This is a genomic window from Nostoc sp. (assembly GCF_036919575.1).
Taxonomy (GTDB): Bacteria; Cyanobacteriota; Cyanobacteriia; order Cyanobacteriales; family Nostocaceae; genus Nostoc.
The window spans coordinates 15,660-32,504 of the sequence record NZ_JBALBY010000002.1 but is presented as its reverse complement, the minus strand read 5'-3'; the positions used below and the strand labels follow the sequence as shown (position 1 = coordinate 32,504).

General features: G+C 43.6%; 15 protein-coding genes. 6 read left to right on the top strand and 9 right to left on the bottom strand.

Annotation, left to right across the window (positions count from 1 at the left end):
• Window positions 1-34: 34 nt before the first annotated feature.
• From V7K27_RS00690 to V7K27_RS00675, 4 genes are all read right to left on the bottom strand, one after another.
• The gene (locus V7K27_RS00690) at window positions 35-2,248 is read right to left on the bottom strand and encodes a xanthine dehydrogenase family protein molybdopterin-binding subunit (RefSeq protein ID WP_334943341.1); all 2,214 of its coding nucleotides are present in this window, start codon (window positions 2,246-2,248) and stop codon (window positions 35-37) included.
• A complete protein-coding gene (locus V7K27_RS00685; RefSeq protein WP_334943339.1) occupies window positions 2,245-3,228 on the bottom strand; it encodes an FAD binding domain-containing protein in 984 nt (327 codons plus the stop codon). Before V7K27_RS00685 ends, V7K27_RS00690 begins: the two co-directional genes overlap by 4 nt.
• Window positions 3,215-3,838, bottom strand: coding sequence for a (2Fe-2S)-binding protein (locus V7K27_RS00680; protein ID WP_334943337.1), 624 nt, complete (start codon window positions 3,836-3,838; stop codon window positions 3,215-3,217). The genes V7K27_RS00685 and V7K27_RS00680 overlap by 14 nt, the downstream gene beginning before the upstream one ends.
• 494 nt (window positions 3,839-4,332) lie before the next feature.
• Window positions 4,333-5,097, bottom strand: coding sequence for a DUF429 domain-containing protein (locus V7K27_RS00675; protein ID WP_334943464.1), 765 nt, complete (start codon window positions 5,095-5,097; stop codon window positions 4,333-4,335).
• A 408-nt stretch (window positions 5,098-5,505) separates the two neighbouring features.
• Here V7K27_RS00675 and V7K27_RS00670 point away from each other — a divergent pair, with 408 nt between their 5' ends.
• Window positions 5,506-6,765: a glycosyltransferase family 4 protein gene (locus tag V7K27_RS00670; RefSeq protein WP_334943335.1), complete on the top strand. Its 1,260-nt coding sequence runs from the start codon at window positions 5,506-5,508 to the stop codon at window positions 6,763-6,765.
• A 13-nt stretch (window positions 6,766-6,778) separates the two neighbouring features.
• Here the strand turns inward: V7K27_RS00670 and V7K27_RS00665 are convergent, their stop codons facing one another.
• The gene (locus tag V7K27_RS00665) at window positions 6,779-6,925 is read right to left on the bottom strand and encodes a hypothetical protein (RefSeq protein ID WP_334943333.1); all 147 of its coding nucleotides are present in this window, start codon (window positions 6,923-6,925) and stop codon (window positions 6,779-6,781) included.
• Between the two features lie 96 nt (window positions 6,926-7,021).
• Here V7K27_RS00665 and V7K27_RS00660 point away from each other — a divergent pair, with 96 nt between their 5' ends.
• The gene (locus V7K27_RS00660) at window positions 7,022-7,882 is read left to right on the top strand and encodes a calcium-binding protein (RefSeq protein WP_334943331.1); all 861 of its coding nucleotides are present in this window, start codon (window positions 7,022-7,024) and stop codon (window positions 7,880-7,882) included.
• A gap of 5 nt (window positions 7,883-7,887) precedes the next feature.
• On the opposite strand, the gene V7K27_RS00655 is transcribed toward V7K27_RS00660, so the two are convergent.
• Window positions 7,888-9,078, bottom strand: coding sequence for a DNA cytosine methyltransferase (locus tag V7K27_RS00655; protein WP_334943329.1), 1,191 nt, complete (start codon window positions 9,076-9,078; stop codon window positions 7,888-7,890).
• Between the two features lie 548 nt (window positions 9,079-9,626).
• On the opposite strand from V7K27_RS00655, the gene V7K27_RS00650 reads away from it, so the two are divergent.
• A complete protein-coding gene (locus tag V7K27_RS00650; RefSeq protein ID WP_334943327.1) occupies window positions 9,627-10,760 on the top strand; it encodes an SAM-dependent methyltransferase in 1,134 nt (377 codons plus the stop codon).
• A gap of 183 nt (window positions 10,761-10,943) precedes the next feature.
• Here V7K27_RS00650 and V7K27_RS00645 read toward each other — a convergent pair whose 3' ends face one another.
• Window positions 10,944-12,032: an acyl-CoA desaturase gene (locus V7K27_RS00645; RefSeq protein ID WP_334943325.1), complete on the bottom strand. Its 1,089-nt coding sequence runs from the start codon at window positions 12,030-12,032 to the stop codon at window positions 10,944-10,946.
• A 203-nt stretch (window positions 12,033-12,235) separates the two neighbouring features.
• Here V7K27_RS00645 and trpS point away from each other — a divergent pair, with 203 nt between their 5' ends.
• From trpS to V7K27_RS00630, 3 genes are all read left to right on the top strand, one after another.
• Window positions 12,236-13,246, top strand: a complete 1,011-nt coding sequence (gene trpS / locus V7K27_RS00640) for a tryptophan--tRNA ligase (RefSeq protein WP_334943323.1) — start codon at window positions 12,236-12,238, stop codon at window positions 13,244-13,246.
• Between the two features lie 226 nt (window positions 13,247-13,472).
• Entirely contained in the window at window positions 13,473-14,393 is a 921-nt protein-coding gene (locus V7K27_RS00635) for a methylenetetrahydrofolate reductase (RefSeq protein ID WP_334943321.1), read from the top strand.
• A gap of 101 nt (window positions 14,394-14,494) precedes the next feature.
• Complete coding sequence (locus tag V7K27_RS00630) at window positions 14,495-14,752, top strand: Rpn family recombination-promoting nuclease/putative transposase (protein WP_334943319.1); 258 nt, start codon at window positions 14,495-14,497, stop codon at window positions 14,750-14,752.
• A 468-nt stretch (window positions 14,753-15,220) separates the two neighbouring features.
• On the opposite strand, the gene V7K27_RS00625 is transcribed toward V7K27_RS00630, so the two are convergent.
• The gene (locus tag V7K27_RS00625; RefSeq protein WP_334943317.1) at window positions 15,221-15,769 is read right to left on the bottom strand and encodes a phosphate-starvation-inducible PsiE family protein; all 549 of its coding nucleotides are present in this window, start codon (window positions 15,767-15,769) and stop codon (window positions 15,221-15,223) included.
• Between the two features lie 89 nt (window positions 15,770-15,858).
• Window positions 15,859-16,755: a tetratricopeptide repeat protein gene (locus V7K27_RS00620; protein WP_442947577.1), complete on the bottom strand. Its 897-nt coding sequence runs from the start codon at window positions 16,753-16,755 to the stop codon at window positions 15,859-15,861.
• Window positions 16,756-16,845: the final 90 nt, after the last annotated feature.

Here is a 16,845-nt window from a genome sequence, read left to right as displayed (position 1 = left end):
CAATGACCAATGACCAATGACCAATGACCAATGACTACAGCAGTTTGTCTAATGTAATTGGTAAATCACGGACGCGCTTACCTGTGGCATGATACACAGCGTTAGCGATCGCCCCTGCGGTTCCAGTAATGCCAATTTCACCGATTCCTTTCACACCAAGCGGGTTAATATGTGGATCGTGTTCATCAACGAACAGCACTTGAATATCAGGAACGTCTGCATTTACTGGTACGTGATACTCACCTAAATCGGCATTGACAACGCGCCCCCGATAAGGGTCTGTTAGGGTGTGTTCCATTAGCGCCATGCCAATTCCATAGACAATCCCACCGATCAGCTGACTGTTGGCTGTTTTCGCATTGAGTACGCGTCCGACGCCAAAAGTTCCCACCCAGCGCGTGACTCGCACTTCACCCAAGTCAGGTTCAACGCGGACTTCGGCAAACTGCGCTCCAAATGCGTGCATTGAGAACTTCTTTTGTTCCTCTCCGGGCTTGGCATCTGCACGCGCTTCGATCATTTTCATTCCATGCCGTGCCAAGATTGCCTCATAAGTTTCGCTTGCTGACGATTTATTTTTTAAGAAAAAGCTGCCATCTTGGGCAATCACATCTTCAGCTTTTGAACTATAAAGCGGCGATTTTTGATCGGCGAGTGCTAGTTGCAAAAGCTGACTGCGAGCTTGATTTCCGGCTAAATGCACTGCCGAACTCACACTAGCGGCGGTTTGCGAACCACCGGAAACGGGGGCTTGTGGCATCTTAGTATCGCCTAGTTCAAACCGGACTTTGTTAACTGGTAGACCGAGTGCTTCAGCTGCGACTTGAGTCATCACAGTATAAGTACCCGTACCAATATCTTGCGAACCGCTCCGCACTACGGCTGTACCGTCTGCCATAATTTGAGCGATCGCAGCTGCTGGGGAACGATAGGTAGGATAAGTAGCTGTTGCCATACCCCAACCGATCAAATAGTTGCCGTCTCGCATCGAACGCGGCTGAGGATTGCGCTTTTGCCAGCCAAACTTTTCTGCCCCTAATTTGTAACATTCTCTCAGTGACTTGCTCGACCAGGGCAGTCCTTTGCTAGGATCAACTTCAGCATGGTTACGCAAACGCAGTTCCACCGGATCGATATTCAGCGCATAAGCCAGTTCGTCCATTGCCGATTCTAAGGCGAACGATCCAGAAGCTTCGCCTGGTGCCCGCATATAGGTTGGTGTTCCTTCATCGAGATTAACCAGACGGTGGGTGGTTTCGATATTTGGGCAAGCGTAGAGCATCCGGGCGCTTTTACCAACAGGTTCGATAAATTCATCGAAAGTTGAAGTTTGGGAAGTCCCAGCGTGTCGCAGAGCGGTTAATTTGCCCTCGCGGGTTGCACCTAAAGAAACTTGTTGAATTGTCTCTGGTCGGAAGCCAACAGGCCCATACATCTGTATGCGTCCCAGAACTAATTTCACTGGGCGATTAACTTGTTGGGCTGCGATCGCCGCTAGAGGCACATGCGACCAAACCGACCCTTTGCAACCGAAGCCACCGCCCACAAAGTAAGACATAATGCGGATTTTCTCTGGCTCAATTCCTAATACCGCCGCAACTTTTTGTTGAGCCGAAAAGATTCCCTGAGTTGCGTCATACAGCAGCAGTTCATCGCCTTGCCAAACTGCTGTTGTGGCATGAGGCTCCATTGGATTGTGATTTTCGATCGGTGTAGTATAGGTTTGCTCGACGCGGACAGCAGCCGCCGCTAGTCCCTGGTTGACATTGCCGTGAGCTAAATCAGGCGGCTCATTTATCGGGATTTTACCTTTAGGAAAGTATGCCTTAGCGAGGTTGTCTCGCATATTAATGGTTGGTTTTTCTTCGTCATAGCGAACTTGCACCAGAGAAGCAGCGTACATAGCTCGTTCAAATGTATCGGCAATCACAACACCGATATGCTGACCGCTATAAAGCACAACGTTATCTTGCAGCAGATTCAGCTTATTACCGTTGCCCTTTTCGCCAGATGCCTTGGGTGCGTTCAGGTGGGTAATAACTGCTATCACACCCGGTACTTGTTCCGCCGCCTTTGTATCGATTTGGGCGATTTTACCTTTGGCGATCGTGCTTTGAATCGTGACTCCATAAGTCATTTTTGCTATCGGAAACTCTGCCGAATAGCGTGCGCCACCCGTTACCTTGAGATGTCCATCGACTCGATTTAGCGGTTTGCCGACAACTATATTTGTATCGCTTGTATTCATGCCATCCCTCCCACGGTTGTCAGCGCTTTAACAATTGTGCGTTTAGCCAGTTCCACTTTAAAGCCGTTGTATTTTTGAGGTTTAGCTCCGGCGATCGCAACTGACGCTGCTGCTTGAAATGTTGCCTGATTTGCAGGTTTGTTCAAAAGTGCTTTTTCAGCTTCAAAGGCACGCCAGGGCTTTGTTCCCACACCACCCAGGGCAATGCGTGCCGAGCGAATAATCCCATTTTGAATATCCAGCGCCGCCGCAACCGATGTCATTGCAAAAGCATAGGAGGCGCGATCGCGGACTTTTAAATAGTGCGATCGCTTTGCAAAGTTTGAAGCAGGTAAATCAACGGCAACAATTAATTCTCCGTGTTGTAAAACTGTCTCCCGTTCGGGTGTATCCCCAGGTAGAAGATGAAAATCGGCGAGGGGAATACTGCGCTCTCCATTCGGCCCGCGTGTTTGCACAACTGCATCCAGTGCGATCATTGCTACAGCCATATCGGAGGGATGCGTAGCAATACAGCGATCGCTTCCGCCGAAAATCGCGTGAATCCGGTTATAACCCTCAATTGCCGGACAACCTGAACCGGGAACGCGCTTATTACAGGGAAAAGCTGTGTCACGGAAGTAGTAACAACGGGTACGTTGCAGCAAATTTCCGCCTACTGTCGCCATGTTTCGTAGTTGCGGTGATGCCCCAGACAGCAACGCCTCCGATAGCACCGGGTAACGTTCCCGAATTATCGCATCATAGGCAACATCGCTATTACGTGCCATTGCTCCAATGCGTACACCGTTACCTTGGATTTCTATCTTGGTTAGCGGTAGTGGGTTAATATCAACCAACTCTTTTGGGGTCTGTACATTCAGCTTCATCAAATCAATTAAGCTTGTACCCCCTGCCAAGTAAGCAGCTTGCACCTCTGGGGCGACCAACGCCACGGCATTCTCTGCTTGTCCTGCTTTCTGATAGCTAAACGGCTGCATCTTTTTTCCCCTCTAAGACATCGCGGACAGCAGCCACGATATTTGGATAAGCACCGCAACGGCAGATATTGCCGCTCATCAGTTCCCGAATGTCGGCATCGGATTTAGCGTGTCCCTCGTTGACTAAACCCACTGCCGAACAAATCTGTCCCGGTGTGCAATAGCCGCACTGAAACGCATCGTGGGCAACAAACGCGGCTTGCATCGGGTGCAAATTGTTTCCTTGCTCCAGTCCTTCAATAGTTGCGATCGCGGCGTCGGTGTGCATAATTGCAAATGTCAGGCACGAATTAATCCGTTGCCCATCAACCAGCACCGTACAAGCACCGCATTGACCGTGATCGCAACCTTTTTTAGTACCAATTAGCCCGATGTATTCCCGAAGTGCATCAAGTAACGTAACACGCGGTTCAATCTGTAAACTATGTGCTGTTCCGTTCACTTGCAGCGTTACCTTCATCGTCTCAGATGTCGAAGTTGTCAGCATTGGAGTAGTTTTTTTTACTTGAGTTTGTGCTACAGCTTTCCCTACAAAATTAGCGATCGTCGCTGCTACTGTGCTGACGACCATCAATTGACCCAATCTGCGGCGTCTTACGACAAACCTCATTTGTTTACTCCATTCTGTTTTTGTTGGTAATAATATTGAGTAATTATCTTGACTTCAATTCTTTATAGAAAACCACTTTTTATTAGAAGCATTTTCTCAAAATGACATTGTTAATAGAATACAATTTCATCTTGTGATCGTCTCTCTATCAGGAGATTTATGCCATAAGTATCATCTATAGCAGTCTGCTTTGATTTGTGAGAATTGCAAGCCGCAGATCCCCGACTTCTCAAAGAAGTCGGGGATCTTGTTTCTGCGCGTTTGATTCAGGATTGCTATATAGTTATTTAGATAAAATCTACAATTGGCACGGTCAAAGAAAAAGAAAAGCGATCGCCCCAGCCTTTAAGTATCAGAAGTATTTGCTGTAGGACTTACGCAAAATATCTCTGAAACTCTGATTTCTCGGTGTACTCTGCGCCTCTGCGGTTCGTTATTCCGGTAAGTCCTATACTGATATCAGTAAGTTGAAAGATGTCAAGATGACTTAAATCTTATGAGAGTAAAATTCTTTGAGGAATAATAATGTAGCCAGTGGTGCCGCAGCTACGCCCGTCGGAGACATCGCCTAATACGAGGTTACGTTGTTCTCCCCAATACCACCAATGAGCAGCAACATAAGCACAAATTAGGCTATCTAGTTTATCTTCGGTTGCTTTCAGGGCTGCGCCTGTGGTGGGGATTTCAAGAGGAAACGAACCGCAGAGGCAAGAGAGGCGCAGAGGAGGAGAGAAGGAGGGGAGGAGATCGAGAAGATAATTTTGGAGTTTGATTAGTTCTAGGCGGCGCTCATTCAGGCGTCCTTTTTTGTATTTGAGAATGCGTTCTAAGTTGAATAGGTTAACGATCGCTGGGTGGGGAAAGACTTCTATTTGATATCTTCCAAGTTTTTGCGGTTCGATGGTGGGTGCGTGTGCAAAACCGCGTGATTCTAATTCTAAGCCAAAGTTGATGGTGCGATCGGCGAAGGGTAGGTTTTTATTAGCTGGGTAGCATCCCGCATGATATTTGCCAAAGTACTTGTGGCTGAGTTTGTCGGCGAGGCGACTCCCGCTAGCGTTGGGTATGAGGGTAGGTGCATCTACGCCGATGATCGCTGGTTCATCTGGTTGTACCCTCAGATCGATCCAGGTGAGAATGTCTGCAATGGCTTCTTTGCGATCTAAATCAACTAGTTGCAGTTGTCCATCTATCCATTCTAAGCAGCATAGTCCACTTGGTTGCGATCGCCAGCCTAAATCAATGCCAATAAATTTCATGGTCATAACACGAATTTGCGATTATTTTCGCATTTCGCGGCAACGATTCACTTAAATTTACTTGCAAAAAATCATGGAAATAATCTTATAATCTTAAGAAGCTTGTCTTAATTTATAAGAAGAATTCAGAACTCAGGAGTCAGAATTCAGAATTGAATTCTGTACGAGTGGGTAATGAATATTGGTTAAAACCTCGCCCCTGGCGGTCACTGAGCGTGGCCGTTGTGTGGGCGAAAAAAATTAAAATATTCTCGCCTTAAAACTCTATTCCTTTATGGGTAGAGTATTCAGAATTCTGAATTCTAAATTCTGTATTCTGTATTCTGTATTCTGAATTCTGAATTCTGAATTCTGTATTCTGACTCCTGTTTTATTTTATCTGGCAATAAGTTAATCAAGATTATTCCGATGCAGATTTTATTTTTACACCCCAATTTTCCCTCGCAATTCCGCAACCTAGCGACAGTTTTAGGTAAAGATAAGAATTACAAAGTTGTCTTTGGGACAAATCGACGTGAAGGGGAAATACCTGGCGTTTATAAGGCTATTTACACTCCTTCTCGGGAAGCGGCTCCCCAAACCCACCACTATGTTCGCAACCTAGAAAATGCTGTTCTCACCGCGCAGGCTGTCTATCGCGTCGCAGAAAAATTAAAAGCTGAGGGTTTCGTTCCAGATATAGTTTATGGTCATTCTGGTTGGGGACCGACTTTATTTATGAAAGATATTTTTCCCAAAGCCGAATTATTGTGTTATTTCGAGTGGTTTTATCATGCTCACGGTTCCGATGCAGATTTTGACCCCAGTGAACCACTGAATGCTGATGATGAATGCCGCATCCGCGTGAAAAATGCGCCGATTTTGACTGATTTATATAGTTGCGATCGCGGTCTTTCTCCGACGAATTGGCAACGGCAGCAATTTCCTAAAGAATATCATAGCAAAATCACTGTACTTCATGATGGTATTGATACCAAATTTTTTGCTCCCAAAGCAGGCGCAAAGTTAGTTTTACCAAGAATAAATCTTGACCTTTCCCATGTGGAAGAGTTGGTAACTTATGTGGGACGCGGGATGGAACCTTATAGAGGTTTTCCGCAGTTTATGGAAACAGTGGCGCTAATTCAGCAGCGAAGACCTCAGTGCCATGTAGTAGTTGTGGGAGAAGATCGGGTTGCTTATGGGAAAAATCTCCCCGATGGTCAGACTTATAAACAATTAATGCTAGAAAAATTATCTTTAGATTTATCGAGACTGCACTTTACAGATAGGCTACCTTACAATGAATACCTTCAGGTTTTGCAAGCTTCTTCTGCTCATATTTATTTAACCCGTCCTTTTGTTTTATCCTGGTCAATGTTAGAAGTAATGGCAGCAGGATGTTTATTAGTAGCTTCTAAAACTCCGCCAGTATTGGAGGTCATACAGGATGGAGTGAATGGACTGCTGGTAGATTTCTTTTCTCCCCGGAATATTGCTAATAGGGTTGAAGAGGCGCTGAATAATCCTCAAGAGATGAACGCAATTCGGGCGAATGCGCGAGAGACAATTATCAAGCGTTATGATTTGGCAAAACTTCTACCACAGCATTTGCAATGGATGTTCGCTGGTAAAAGTTCTGAGAGCTTGAAAAAGCGCCCAAGTTCTAAAGGATTTGGCAGAAATTAGATGACATTAGTCATTAGTCATTGGTCATTAGATAATTGTAGGTTGGGTGGAACGTAGTGAAACCCAACAAACCCACGAAAATGTTGGGTTTCGTTCCTCCACCCAACCTACGTAGATGAAGGGTTTTTGGCGCTAACACCAAGCGTATTGCATTAGTCATTGGTCATTAGTCATTGGTCATTAGTCGTTAGTCGTTAGTTACAACCAAAAAAGGACAAATGACTAATGATAGAGAAATATAAAAGCGGTATTTAAAATGCGAATTATTTTTACCATTGCCCATTTTTTCAAACCTAGCAGTGAGGGTCGTCATGCTTCCCAACGCAAAGACCCACAACCCCGCTTGGAGGCGTTAACTAAAAGTCTTACCGCCTTACATCAATTATTTGGCAAATCTCAAAGTATCATCAACATTGCTCAACGACTAGCTTTCCCTGCTAACCAGCCGCAGTCTCACGAACTAGATATTGTTATTTGTACAACCCAAGATAATCATCTTCTGAATCAGCTTCCCTTCCCATCCCATTTATATAAACATCATTCTACTGATGTAGAACCTCTGCTTTTGGGGTTTGAGTGCCAAGCTGTTCTGCAAAGTTGTCTCGGTCAATATGATTACTACTGCTTTCTTGAGGATGACCTCATTATTCATGACCCTTGGTTTTTTATAAAATTAAACTGGTTTACCCAACAAGCTGGTGACTTAAACTTGCTCCAACCAAATCGTTATGAAGCCTCCCCCTACGGTTTGGTTCACAAAGCTTACATTGATGGAGATTTGGCTTTAAGAGTAACTGCTCCCTTTCAAAATGTGCAGGAGCAACCGGAACTCAAGGGTACAATTCTGAATACACCAATTACCTTTTGTCGTGCCCTCAACCCTCATGCAGGCTGCTACTTTTTAAATGCAAATCAGATGGCTCATTGGGCTAATCAAACTTATTTTCTCGATCGAGATATTAGCTTTGTTAGACCCCTTGAAAGTGCTGCTACTTTGGGAATTATGAAGACATTTCGGATTTACAAAACCTCACCAGAGCAAGCCAGCTTTTTGGAGATTCAGCACTTTGGAACAGGATTTCTGGGGCTAATTGGAGGACAGGTGGGTTTGGCATAATGCTCTTAATCAAAAATTAGTTCAGTCTGCTCAAGCGGAGTAACTTTAACTCTACTTTTGGTATTAAGAGCAATATCAGTTAGATAAGGAATAAGCGTGTAGCCAATGCACTCTGCTAGACGTGGTGGTACAGCATTTCCAATTTGCCACATAGCTTTTTTCATAGAACCTTTAAAAATAAATGAATCTGGAAATGTCTGTAATCTTGCCATTTCACGCGCTGAAATTACACGGTTTAGATATGGATGAATATGAGTACCGCCGTGATTCTCTTTAACAGTCATACTTGGTTTTTCAGGATATTGTCGTTTGAAAGCATCAACATATTTTGTATATAAAGAACCACCTGGAGGTACTTTAGCAATACGCTCCATATACTCAGGTGAATGCTTAGTCCACTGATGGTTTATCTCTGGTATTGGGGTATATGGTGGTAAATCGGAAATAGCTGATTCAATAGGTTTGTATTCTTCAGGTAACAACTTAGCTTTGGGATAGGGATTTGGCATTCCAAATCTGTTAGCTATAAAGATAGCTCTTGGTCGAATTTGTGGCACTCCGTAGGCAGCAGATTCCAGAATTGCAACAGATATATTCGGATAACCAATAAATTCAAAAGCTTCAATAATTGCTTTTTTTACATCTCCGTTTTGTATAGTCAGAATGCCTGGAACATTTTCCATAACAACATACCAAGGACGTACTTCTGAGACAACACGTACAAATTCATAAAATAAACGATTGCGGGGGTCTTTATGGTCACGTTTTCCTGCTACCGAGAAACCCTGACATGGCGGCCCGCCTATAACAAGATTTATTTCAGGTAAGCCAATTTGTTGTAGCCAATTATGGGAATCAAACTCTTCGATATCTCCACAAAAGTGATGACATTGTGGAAAGTTATTTTTATGGGTAGCAGAAGCGATTGGGTTGATTTCAACACTAGCTAAGGGTTTAAATCCAGCTTGAACTAGTCCTTGTGTTATTCCCCCTGCTCCACAAAACAGATCGATAAAGGTGTAATTAGATGGTGGATTTGGCACAGAATCAACTTCAATGAATATTTTGTATGGATCGGAGTCATTTTGATCTAGTTCTCGTTGGATACGTTCATAACGTCCTAATTTGGGTTTTTTTTGCTTTGTAGTAGAGTGATTTTCCTCATTAGGAAAAAAAGAAAGTTGGGTTCCTTGCATCTTTTGTTTGATATTGATGTCTGCTTCTGTGTGACATATAGCCTACGATATATCAAACATGGCATTCTTTTTCCAGAAACCCAATGAACCAAAGGTGTAGGGGAGTTCAACTGCTCGGCTAGGGTGTATCTGCCACCATTAAGAAATATTTCGCCAACGGGATTATATCTCGGCTCAATCTCGTGTTGTATCTTCAACAATATTCCTAAATGTATGTTAATATTTCTTACATTTTAGTGTTAAAAAACTAAAAAAATCCAATCCTTATATTAGGAATCATATTTGATTTCTGAAAAAATCTCGGTAGTCTTGTAGTGGACTGTCTACGGCTAAAATGTTGCAAAAAAAATTGTAGGTTGGGTGGAGGCTTTGCGTAACCCAACATCCTGAATATATGTTGGGTTGCGCTCCGCTCCACCCAACCTACGTCTTCAACAATACTCCTAGATGTATGTTAATATTTCTTACATTTTAGTGTTAAAAAACTAAAAAAATCCAATCCTTATAGTACCGTAGGTTATTTTAATGCTTTGTTAGGAGTATAGACTATGACTGCTAGTACCCTGCTGCAAGAAATAGAAAAGTATATCCCGATTGTGGGAGATATAAATATCAAGAGTCCATTAGCATACCAAGCAACTCGTGGGGTGGTTGAGGTAGTTAACACAGTCCAAATGGCAGTGGCAGAGGCTTATATCAACGGATTAGAAGTTCCTGATTCAGTCCTAGAATCGTTTTTCGATACCTGTATGCCAATTTTCTTTCAGTATTTCCCATCCCTCCTGGCACCGTATGAATGGGTATTAAAAGAAACTGATCATCTCGCCGAAGGCTCACGGGAACTAATGAAAATTCAGTACGACTTGCCTCAAGCCATGCTGAATACTATGTTATGGGACGGGAAAGTTATTTATCCTAAGTACAGCATGGGATTGTGGGAAAAAGGAGCATTAAACCTTGAGCAATCCCAGATGCACATGATTGATGATGTGATTGAAAAGCTAGACATCAAGGACGGAGACAATATCTTAGACTTTGGGTGTGGCTGGGGATGTGTTCCTAATTATATTCTTTCTAAGTTCCCCAATGTCAAGTTTACGGGTCTTAATTTGAGCCATGAGCAATGTGAATATATCCGCCACAAAATGCAAGATCCTGAGAGTTATCTGAGTTCAGATCGCTTTACCCTATATGAAGGTGATTTGAATAATGCAACTTTCGAGACAAAGTTTGATAAAATCCTCTCGATTGGTGTTTTTTGTCATGTTGGTAACTTAACGGGAGCCTTTAAAAAATTAGCTTCGTTTCTGAAGGATGATGGCAAAGTTTTAATTCACATTATCACAGTCCGCATCCCTAACAATATGTCTAGCGTTTACACCCACAAATATATTTTTCCACACGGTCGGTACTGGAATTACGATGCAGTTCCCAGCCATAACCAAGACCTCAAAACAATTCAAAAATGGTATCTCAATGGCTCTAATTACTCTAAAACACTAACTAACTGGTTACAAAATTTTGACAACAACCAGGCAACAATAAAAACATTAAACTATGGCATGGACTATGCCAAGTTTCGCCGGATATGGAGGTTTTATTTGATCTGGTTTATTCGCAATTTTGCTTGTTGTGATGGAGAATATAATGGTAATGGTCAATTTTTAATGGTTCATGCTTAACCGGACAAAGGTAGAGTTTCCCCTGTTAGGCGTTGAAGGGTATAAGTAGGTAGGCGTAATCAAACATAAGATCAAACCTCACCCTCAATCCCTCTCCTTACTAAGGAGAGGGAAGCCGGAGGCAGGGTGAGGTTTTATATTTAATTTGACCGACTTACTTAGTCTCAATTGTCAACTAGAATATTAGACGGATGTCTTTGCTTCAGCCTTGAACACTGAGTTCTGACAGTTTCGGTTTCTGGCGCAAGCGAGAAGTTCTGTTTCAGAAGGGACTCTAATCTTTGATGCCAGGTTCAGGAACTCAAGCATTCTGATGAACCAAAATGTTGGGTCTGGAAGATAAGCAACCTGTCCTTTTCGCACGGTTATACCATGTCGGGCTGATGACTGGAATGCATGATGAAGATTATGCCAGCCTTCACCCAGAGTCAGAAACGCGACGAGCCAATGATTTCTACTGTAGTCGTTGGTTATGAAGGGTTGATCGCCCAGTATGTGGCTGAGTGAGTTGACGGTGGCGACACAGTGGAAGAGGACAGTCGTGCTGAGGAAAAAAGCGCCGAGATATTCATATCCACCGATGTAGTAGGAGAACGCACCGAGAGCAACGGTGGGAATGAAGTGCAAACGGTCAACAATCTTCAAAACCAGATTATTCTCAACATCGGTGGGAAGCTTCGAGGGAAAAAACTGTGGGGAGAATAGCCATCCAGCTTGAGACCACCAGAATCCTTTGATTCCCTTGAAAGGCATATAGGGGGAATGAGGATCTTTTTCCTGGTCTGAGCATTGATGATGGGCTACGTGGTGAGCTTTCCACCAACTTGGCCCCATCTGCCCGGCTGAAGCAGCTACGATGCTGCCAACGCATAGAACTGAGGTTGGAGCCTGGTAGCTCTTGTGGGTGAGTAGCCGATGGTAGATGCCGGTAGTTGCCAGCATTCGTATTATATATAAGAACACGGCCCATAAGGCAGCACCCCACGATAAGCCAGTAACAATAATGAGTAGTGATCCTAAATGACTCACGACGATCAAAGTAGGACCTAGTACGTAAGAAATAATTGTGAGCTGAGAGTATTGCTTCATTAGTCTTTTAACGTCCTTAAGCTTCAAAATAGAAATGCGCCACATCCTGGCCCCAGTCAAGCTCGCGGACAGCAAAACGCCCACCGTTGCCAGCGTTAACAGTACAGGGACATCTTGGCACAATTTGCTATGCGATTGTATCGACTTATTTACAGCTTTTTCTTTTGCGATCGCACTTAACATTCAAGATAGTCGCTACAAGCTGTCGTTTTCCTTCGTGAAGAGTTTCTATCGCAATCTAAGTTGAGTTAAAATCTCTCATTCTACAACGGCCAGTTGACCTGGAAAATGTCAAAATTAAATGAGTTTTGCGTAGGCGCAAGCGACTTGTCGCCAGACATCGCCACTTTACATAGCGCAGATTTGAGATAACTAAGTTGGAATTTATGGGCAAGCAACGTGTTCTTTCTGGAGTTCAACCAACCGGCAATTACCATCTAGGTAACTACTTGGGAGCTATTCGCAACTGGGTAGAAGGTCAGAGCGAATACGAAAATTACCTTTTTGTGGCTGATTTGCATGCGATTACAGTACCACACGACCCAAAGCAGTTGGCAGCTGATACCTACACCCTTGTTGCTCTCTATCTAGCTTGTGGTCTTGATTTAAATCACTCCACCATCTTTGTACAATCCCACGTTTCGGCTCACAGTGAACTCACCTGGTTGCTCAACTGCATTACACCTCTAAACTGGCTGCAAGACATGATCCAGTTTAAGGAAAAGGCTGTGAAACAGGGAGAAAATGTGAGTGCAGGCTTGTTGGATTACCCTGTGTTAATGGCAGCTGATATTTTGCTTTACCAAGCGGATAAAGTGCCAGTGGGTGAAGACCAAAAGCAACACTTGGAATTGACACGGGATATTGCAGCTCGGTTAAATCACCAATTTGGTAAACCAGATCAACCAGTTCTGAAGTTACCAGATCCTTTAATTCGTAAGGAAGGGGCGAGGGTGATGAGTTTGGCGGACGGTACACGCAAAATGTCGAAGTCTGATCCTTCCGACTTAAGCCGGATCAGTTTGCTAGATTCGCCAGAACAGATTCAATATAAGATTAAGCGTTGTAAAACCGATCCGATTCGTGGGCTGACTTTTGATGATCCAGCGCGTCCAGAGTGTAATAACTTGTTAACGGTGTATACATTGCTTTCTGGGAAGAGAAAGGAAGATGTCGCAATTGAGTGTCAGGATATGGGCTGGGGACAATTTAAGCCATTATTGACAGACACAATAATTGAGTCCCTGAAACCAATTCAAGAGAAATATCAGTCGATAACGGCAGACAAAAGCTATTTAGAGTCTGTGTTGCGGGATGGAGGGGAAAAAGCTAGGGCGATCGCAAATCAAACTTTATCACAAGTAAAAGCTGCTTTAGGCTTCTCTCTTCCTGTATAAGGTTTCACTTTTAGGTGTGATTTGCTATACCATTTAACAAGAAAGAATTCAAGAGTCAGGAGCCAGAATTCAGAATTGAATTCTGTGCGACTAGTGGATGAATAAACGGGTTTAAGTCCCCCACCAAATTTTAAATTTGGTGGGTCCCAATCCCCCACGAGAGTGATTCTGACTCCTGAATTCTGACTCCTGAATTCTTCTTGAAGAAATTGAAATTCTTAATTTTATGCATCACACCCATAGCCCCACACCCTTCAAGAGAGCTGTACAAGCTGGTGAATTTCTCGTTACCGCCGAGGTAGCACCGCCGAAAGGGGGAGATCCAGCGCACATGATTCAAATGGCGGCGACTCTTAAGGGAAGGGTTCATGCTGTCAATGTTACTGATGGTAGCCGCGCCGTGTTACGGATGTCTTCGTTAATGGCGTCGGTGATTTTGTTACAAAACGGCATAGAGCCGATTTGTCAAATTGCTTGCCGCGATCGCAATCGCATTGGTTTACAAGCTGATTTGATGGGCGCTCATGCTTTAGGCATACATAACATTTTAGCTTTGACTGGCGACTCAGTAAAAGCAGGCGATCATCCAGATGCCAAAGCTGTATTTGACCTAGAAGCTGTACGACTGCTGCAACTAATTCGGAAGATGAATCAAGGCGTTGATTACAACGAAAAACCTTTGACTGATGGAGCCTTAGATTTATTTGTGGGTGCAGCAGTAGATCCGCAATGTCAGAGTTGGTCGGGTTTGCAAAGTCGATTTGAACGCAAAATCGAAGCCGGAGCGCAGTTTTTTCAAAGTCAGTTGATTACCGATTTTGAGCGGCTAGAAAAGTTTATGGACACAATTGCTGCTGGCTATAAAAAACCGATTCTGGCAGGAATTTTTCTGTTGAAGTCGGCAAAAAATGCTCAGTTTATTAATAGATGTGTTCCGGGTGTAAATATTCCCCAGCATATTATTGATAGATTGGCAAAAGCCAAAGACCCTTTTGAGGAAGGAATAAAAATTGCCGCCGAACAAGTGCAAATAGCGCGGCAATTATGTCAGGGTGTGCATATGATGGCGGTGAAACGTGAAGATGCGATCGCGCCAATTTTGGATTTAGCTGGCATTGCTCCAGTTAATCAGTTGGTATCTAAGTAAAGGAGATATAGCGTTTAACCTCACCCCGATAAAGCTGTGCTTTATCTCCCCTCTCCTTAGTAAGGAGAGGGGTTGGAGGTGAGGTTTTGACGCTATAACAAATGTACAAATTTACCCGGTTAAGCCGAGAGGAGTTAGCAGAAATGTTGGGTATAGACGAGGAATTCAAAAAGACAAGGATGTATCAATCAATCAAAGAAGACGGCTTAGAAGAAGGTCGCCAGGAAGGTCGCCAGGAAGCTAAGTTAGAAGCTATTCCCCGATTGTTGGCATTGGGGTTGAGTGTGGAACAAGTGGCGGTGGCTCTCGATTTAACAGTGGCGCAAGTACAACAAGCAGCCCAGAATCAGTCTAGCTGATATAGGACTAGTATAAGATTAGTGAAATGCACGTAGTGGACTCTCATGGCTTTAATAGTGCATTAGACGTAGGTTGGGTGGAGCGGAGCGCAACCCAACTAATTATCAAGATGTTGGGTATAAAACCCCGTCATAAAGGACGGCTTTAAGTTTTGTGGCAATGAGTCTTTATCCCCGTTACAAAACTGTACCCAACTCTTAGAGACGCTGCGCGTAGCTTGCTTCCCGAAGGGTACGACAAAGCTCAGGGCATCGCTTCCGACTTCCGACTTCATTAAGAATGTTGGGTTACGCAAAGCCTCCACCCAACCTACAATTTTTTTGCAACTGGCAATTTAAAATTGTAATCTATACCAATACTATACATCAAAGTTCCTGATGCAGCCTTAAGCAAAGGAGTGCAGAGTAGGAAAATACTTTTTCACCACTCCCACTCCCCACTCCCCACTCCCCATTTGTCATAACAATTCATCCAAGCGGTTGATTCTCATCACATTGACGTGAATACTGCAATTCCAACTCATTTTGCCGTTCCCTACCTCCTCTATACGCAACCGGACAAACCTTAGTGTTAGCGCTCATACAATCCATGTGTGGCGTCTTAGCACACACCACAAGTAGTCCACCCAGAACAAACAACAATCCACAAATTGCCAGCGTATTAACCCAATAAATTTCCAGCGCACCGTGAACTACTATCTCTCGCAGTAGAGATACAATTGTTACCTCAACTGCCACTCCCACAGAGATACTATGTTCTTGCAAATAGACCATTAATAGTCGGAATAACTCGACTAAAATCAACACAAATAGTATTTTTGCAGTCACATGTTTATAGTCTAGGGGCTGCGTGATGGCAATAGCTATCCCCCACAATTGGATCAGCATGACGGCAAACAATCCCAAACACAAGACAATCACAATTAAGTCTTGGAAGGCTTCCATGTTGCGAACAATTGAGTGCCGATCAAGCCAGCGATCGCTAAATAAAAATCGACTCTTCAGGCGCTTTTGCATGTACGTTTTATTCCAATCGGGACTAGTTCAGACAACACCAGCGAGTCAACCCAATACTTTTATGTTATGCAATATTAAGATTTTGCGCCTCAGCGAGGTTGGTAATTTAAATTTTGTGCTTGTTGCAACAATTGCTCGGCATTTTTTGCCCACTGAGGATTCCTCTGAGCATTGTATAAATCTCTAGCAAATTGCAATACTTGTACTGCATTTCCATATTGCTGTAACTGGATAAAAACTAAGCCTGCACCATAATAAGCGTTGGGATAGTTCGAGTTAGCTTCGGCTGATTTTCTAAAAGCCTCTAAGGACTCCTCTAATTTGTGCTGGATAAACCAAATTGAACCGAGATTATAGTAAGCTTCTGGATACTTTGGATTAATTTTTACTGCCTTACGAAAGGCATCTTTTGCTTGATCTACTTTACCTTGTTGGAGATAACACATCCCCATATGGTAAGGAGGCTCTGGTGCATTTTTGCTATATTCTATGGCTTTTTTAAAAGATGCGATCGCTCGCTCACAATCTCGTTGCTGTTCTCGTAGCAACCCCAAGTTATAGTGGGCAAATCCTAGTTTGGGATCGAGTTCTAACGCTCGTTGCAAATAATCGTTAGCTAATTGTAAATTATTGCCTTCCAACAACGCACCACCTAAATTAGCAAAAGCTGGAGCAAATTTAGGATCGGCTTGCGTTGCTCGATAAAATGCGTCCGCAGAGGGTTGTAATTTTCCCGTTTGTCGGAATGCTAGCCCTAAATTATAGTGCGCTGGTGCTAATGTCGGATCTAATTGGGCTGCTTTTTTAAAGGCCGCGATCGCATCTTGTACTTTTCCCGCCTGAATTGCCTGTAAGCCTTGGTTTAACCAGTCTAGGGCAGTTTTAGCATGAGATTGTGCCAGCTTTAAGGCGACAGGAGGAGATAGAGAAAGAGAGGGCGAGGAAATACTCACAACCAACAAAGTCAAACTTACAAAGAAAGGCAGAGGGCAGAGGGCAGAAGGCAGAAGGTAAGAAAGTATAATGAGAACTTTAGTTCTGAGTTTAAAGCTCAGTAAAAATAAATAATTATACCA

Excerpts from the sequence above, each read along its gene's own strand:
- V7K27_RS00655 (WP_334943329.1), bottom strand. The coding sequence starts at position 9,078 with ATGCAAGGAACCCAACTTTCTTTTTTTCCTAATGAGGAAAATCACTCT.
- V7K27_RS00645 (WP_334943325.1), bottom strand. The coding sequence starts at position 12,032 with ATGTTAAGTGCGATCGCAAAAGAAAAAGCTGTAAATAAGTCGATACAA.
- trpS (WP_334943323.1), top strand. The coding sequence starts at position 12,236 with ATGGGCAAGCAACGTGTTCTTTCTGGAGTTCAACCAACCGGCAATTAC.
- V7K27_RS00690 (WP_334943341.1), bottom strand. The coding sequence starts at position 2,248 with ATGAATACAAGCGATACAAATATAGTTGTCGGCAAACCGCTAAATCGA.
- V7K27_RS00675 (WP_334943464.1), bottom strand. The coding sequence starts at position 5,097 with ATGAAATTTATTGGCATTGATTTAGGCTGGCGATCGCAACCAAGTGGA.
- V7K27_RS00670 (WP_334943335.1), top strand. The coding sequence starts at position 5,506 with ATGCAGATTTTATTTTTACACCCCAATTTTCCCTCGCAATTCCGCAAC.
- V7K27_RS00650 (WP_334943327.1), top strand. The coding sequence starts at position 9,627 with ATGACTGCTAGTACCCTGCTGCAAGAAATAGAAAAGTATATCCCGATT.
- V7K27_RS00625 (WP_334943317.1), bottom strand. The coding sequence starts at position 15,769 with ATGCAAAAGCGCCTGAAGAGTCGATTTTTATTTAGCGATCGCTGGCTT.
- V7K27_RS00660 (WP_334943331.1), top strand. The coding sequence starts at position 7,022 with ATGCGAATTATTTTTACCATTGCCCATTTTTTCAAACCTAGCAGTGAG.
- V7K27_RS00665 (WP_334943333.1), bottom strand. The coding sequence starts at position 6,925 with ATGACTAATGCAATACGCTTGGTGTTAGCGCCAAAAACCCTTCATCTA.
- V7K27_RS00680 (WP_334943337.1), bottom strand. The coding sequence starts at position 3,838 with ATGAGGTTTGTCGTAAGACGCCGCAGATTGGGTCAATTGATGGTCGTC.
- V7K27_RS00635 (WP_334943321.1), top strand. The coding sequence starts at position 13,473 with ATGCATCACACCCATAGCCCCACACCCTTCAAGAGAGCTGTACAAGCT.
- V7K27_RS00630 (WP_334943319.1), top strand. The coding sequence starts at position 14,495 with ATGTACAAATTTACCCGGTTAAGCCGAGAGGAGTTAGCAGAAATGTTG.
- V7K27_RS00685 (WP_334943339.1), bottom strand. The coding sequence starts at position 3,228 with ATGCAGCCGTTTAGCTATCAGAAAGCAGGACAAGCAGAGAATGCCGTG.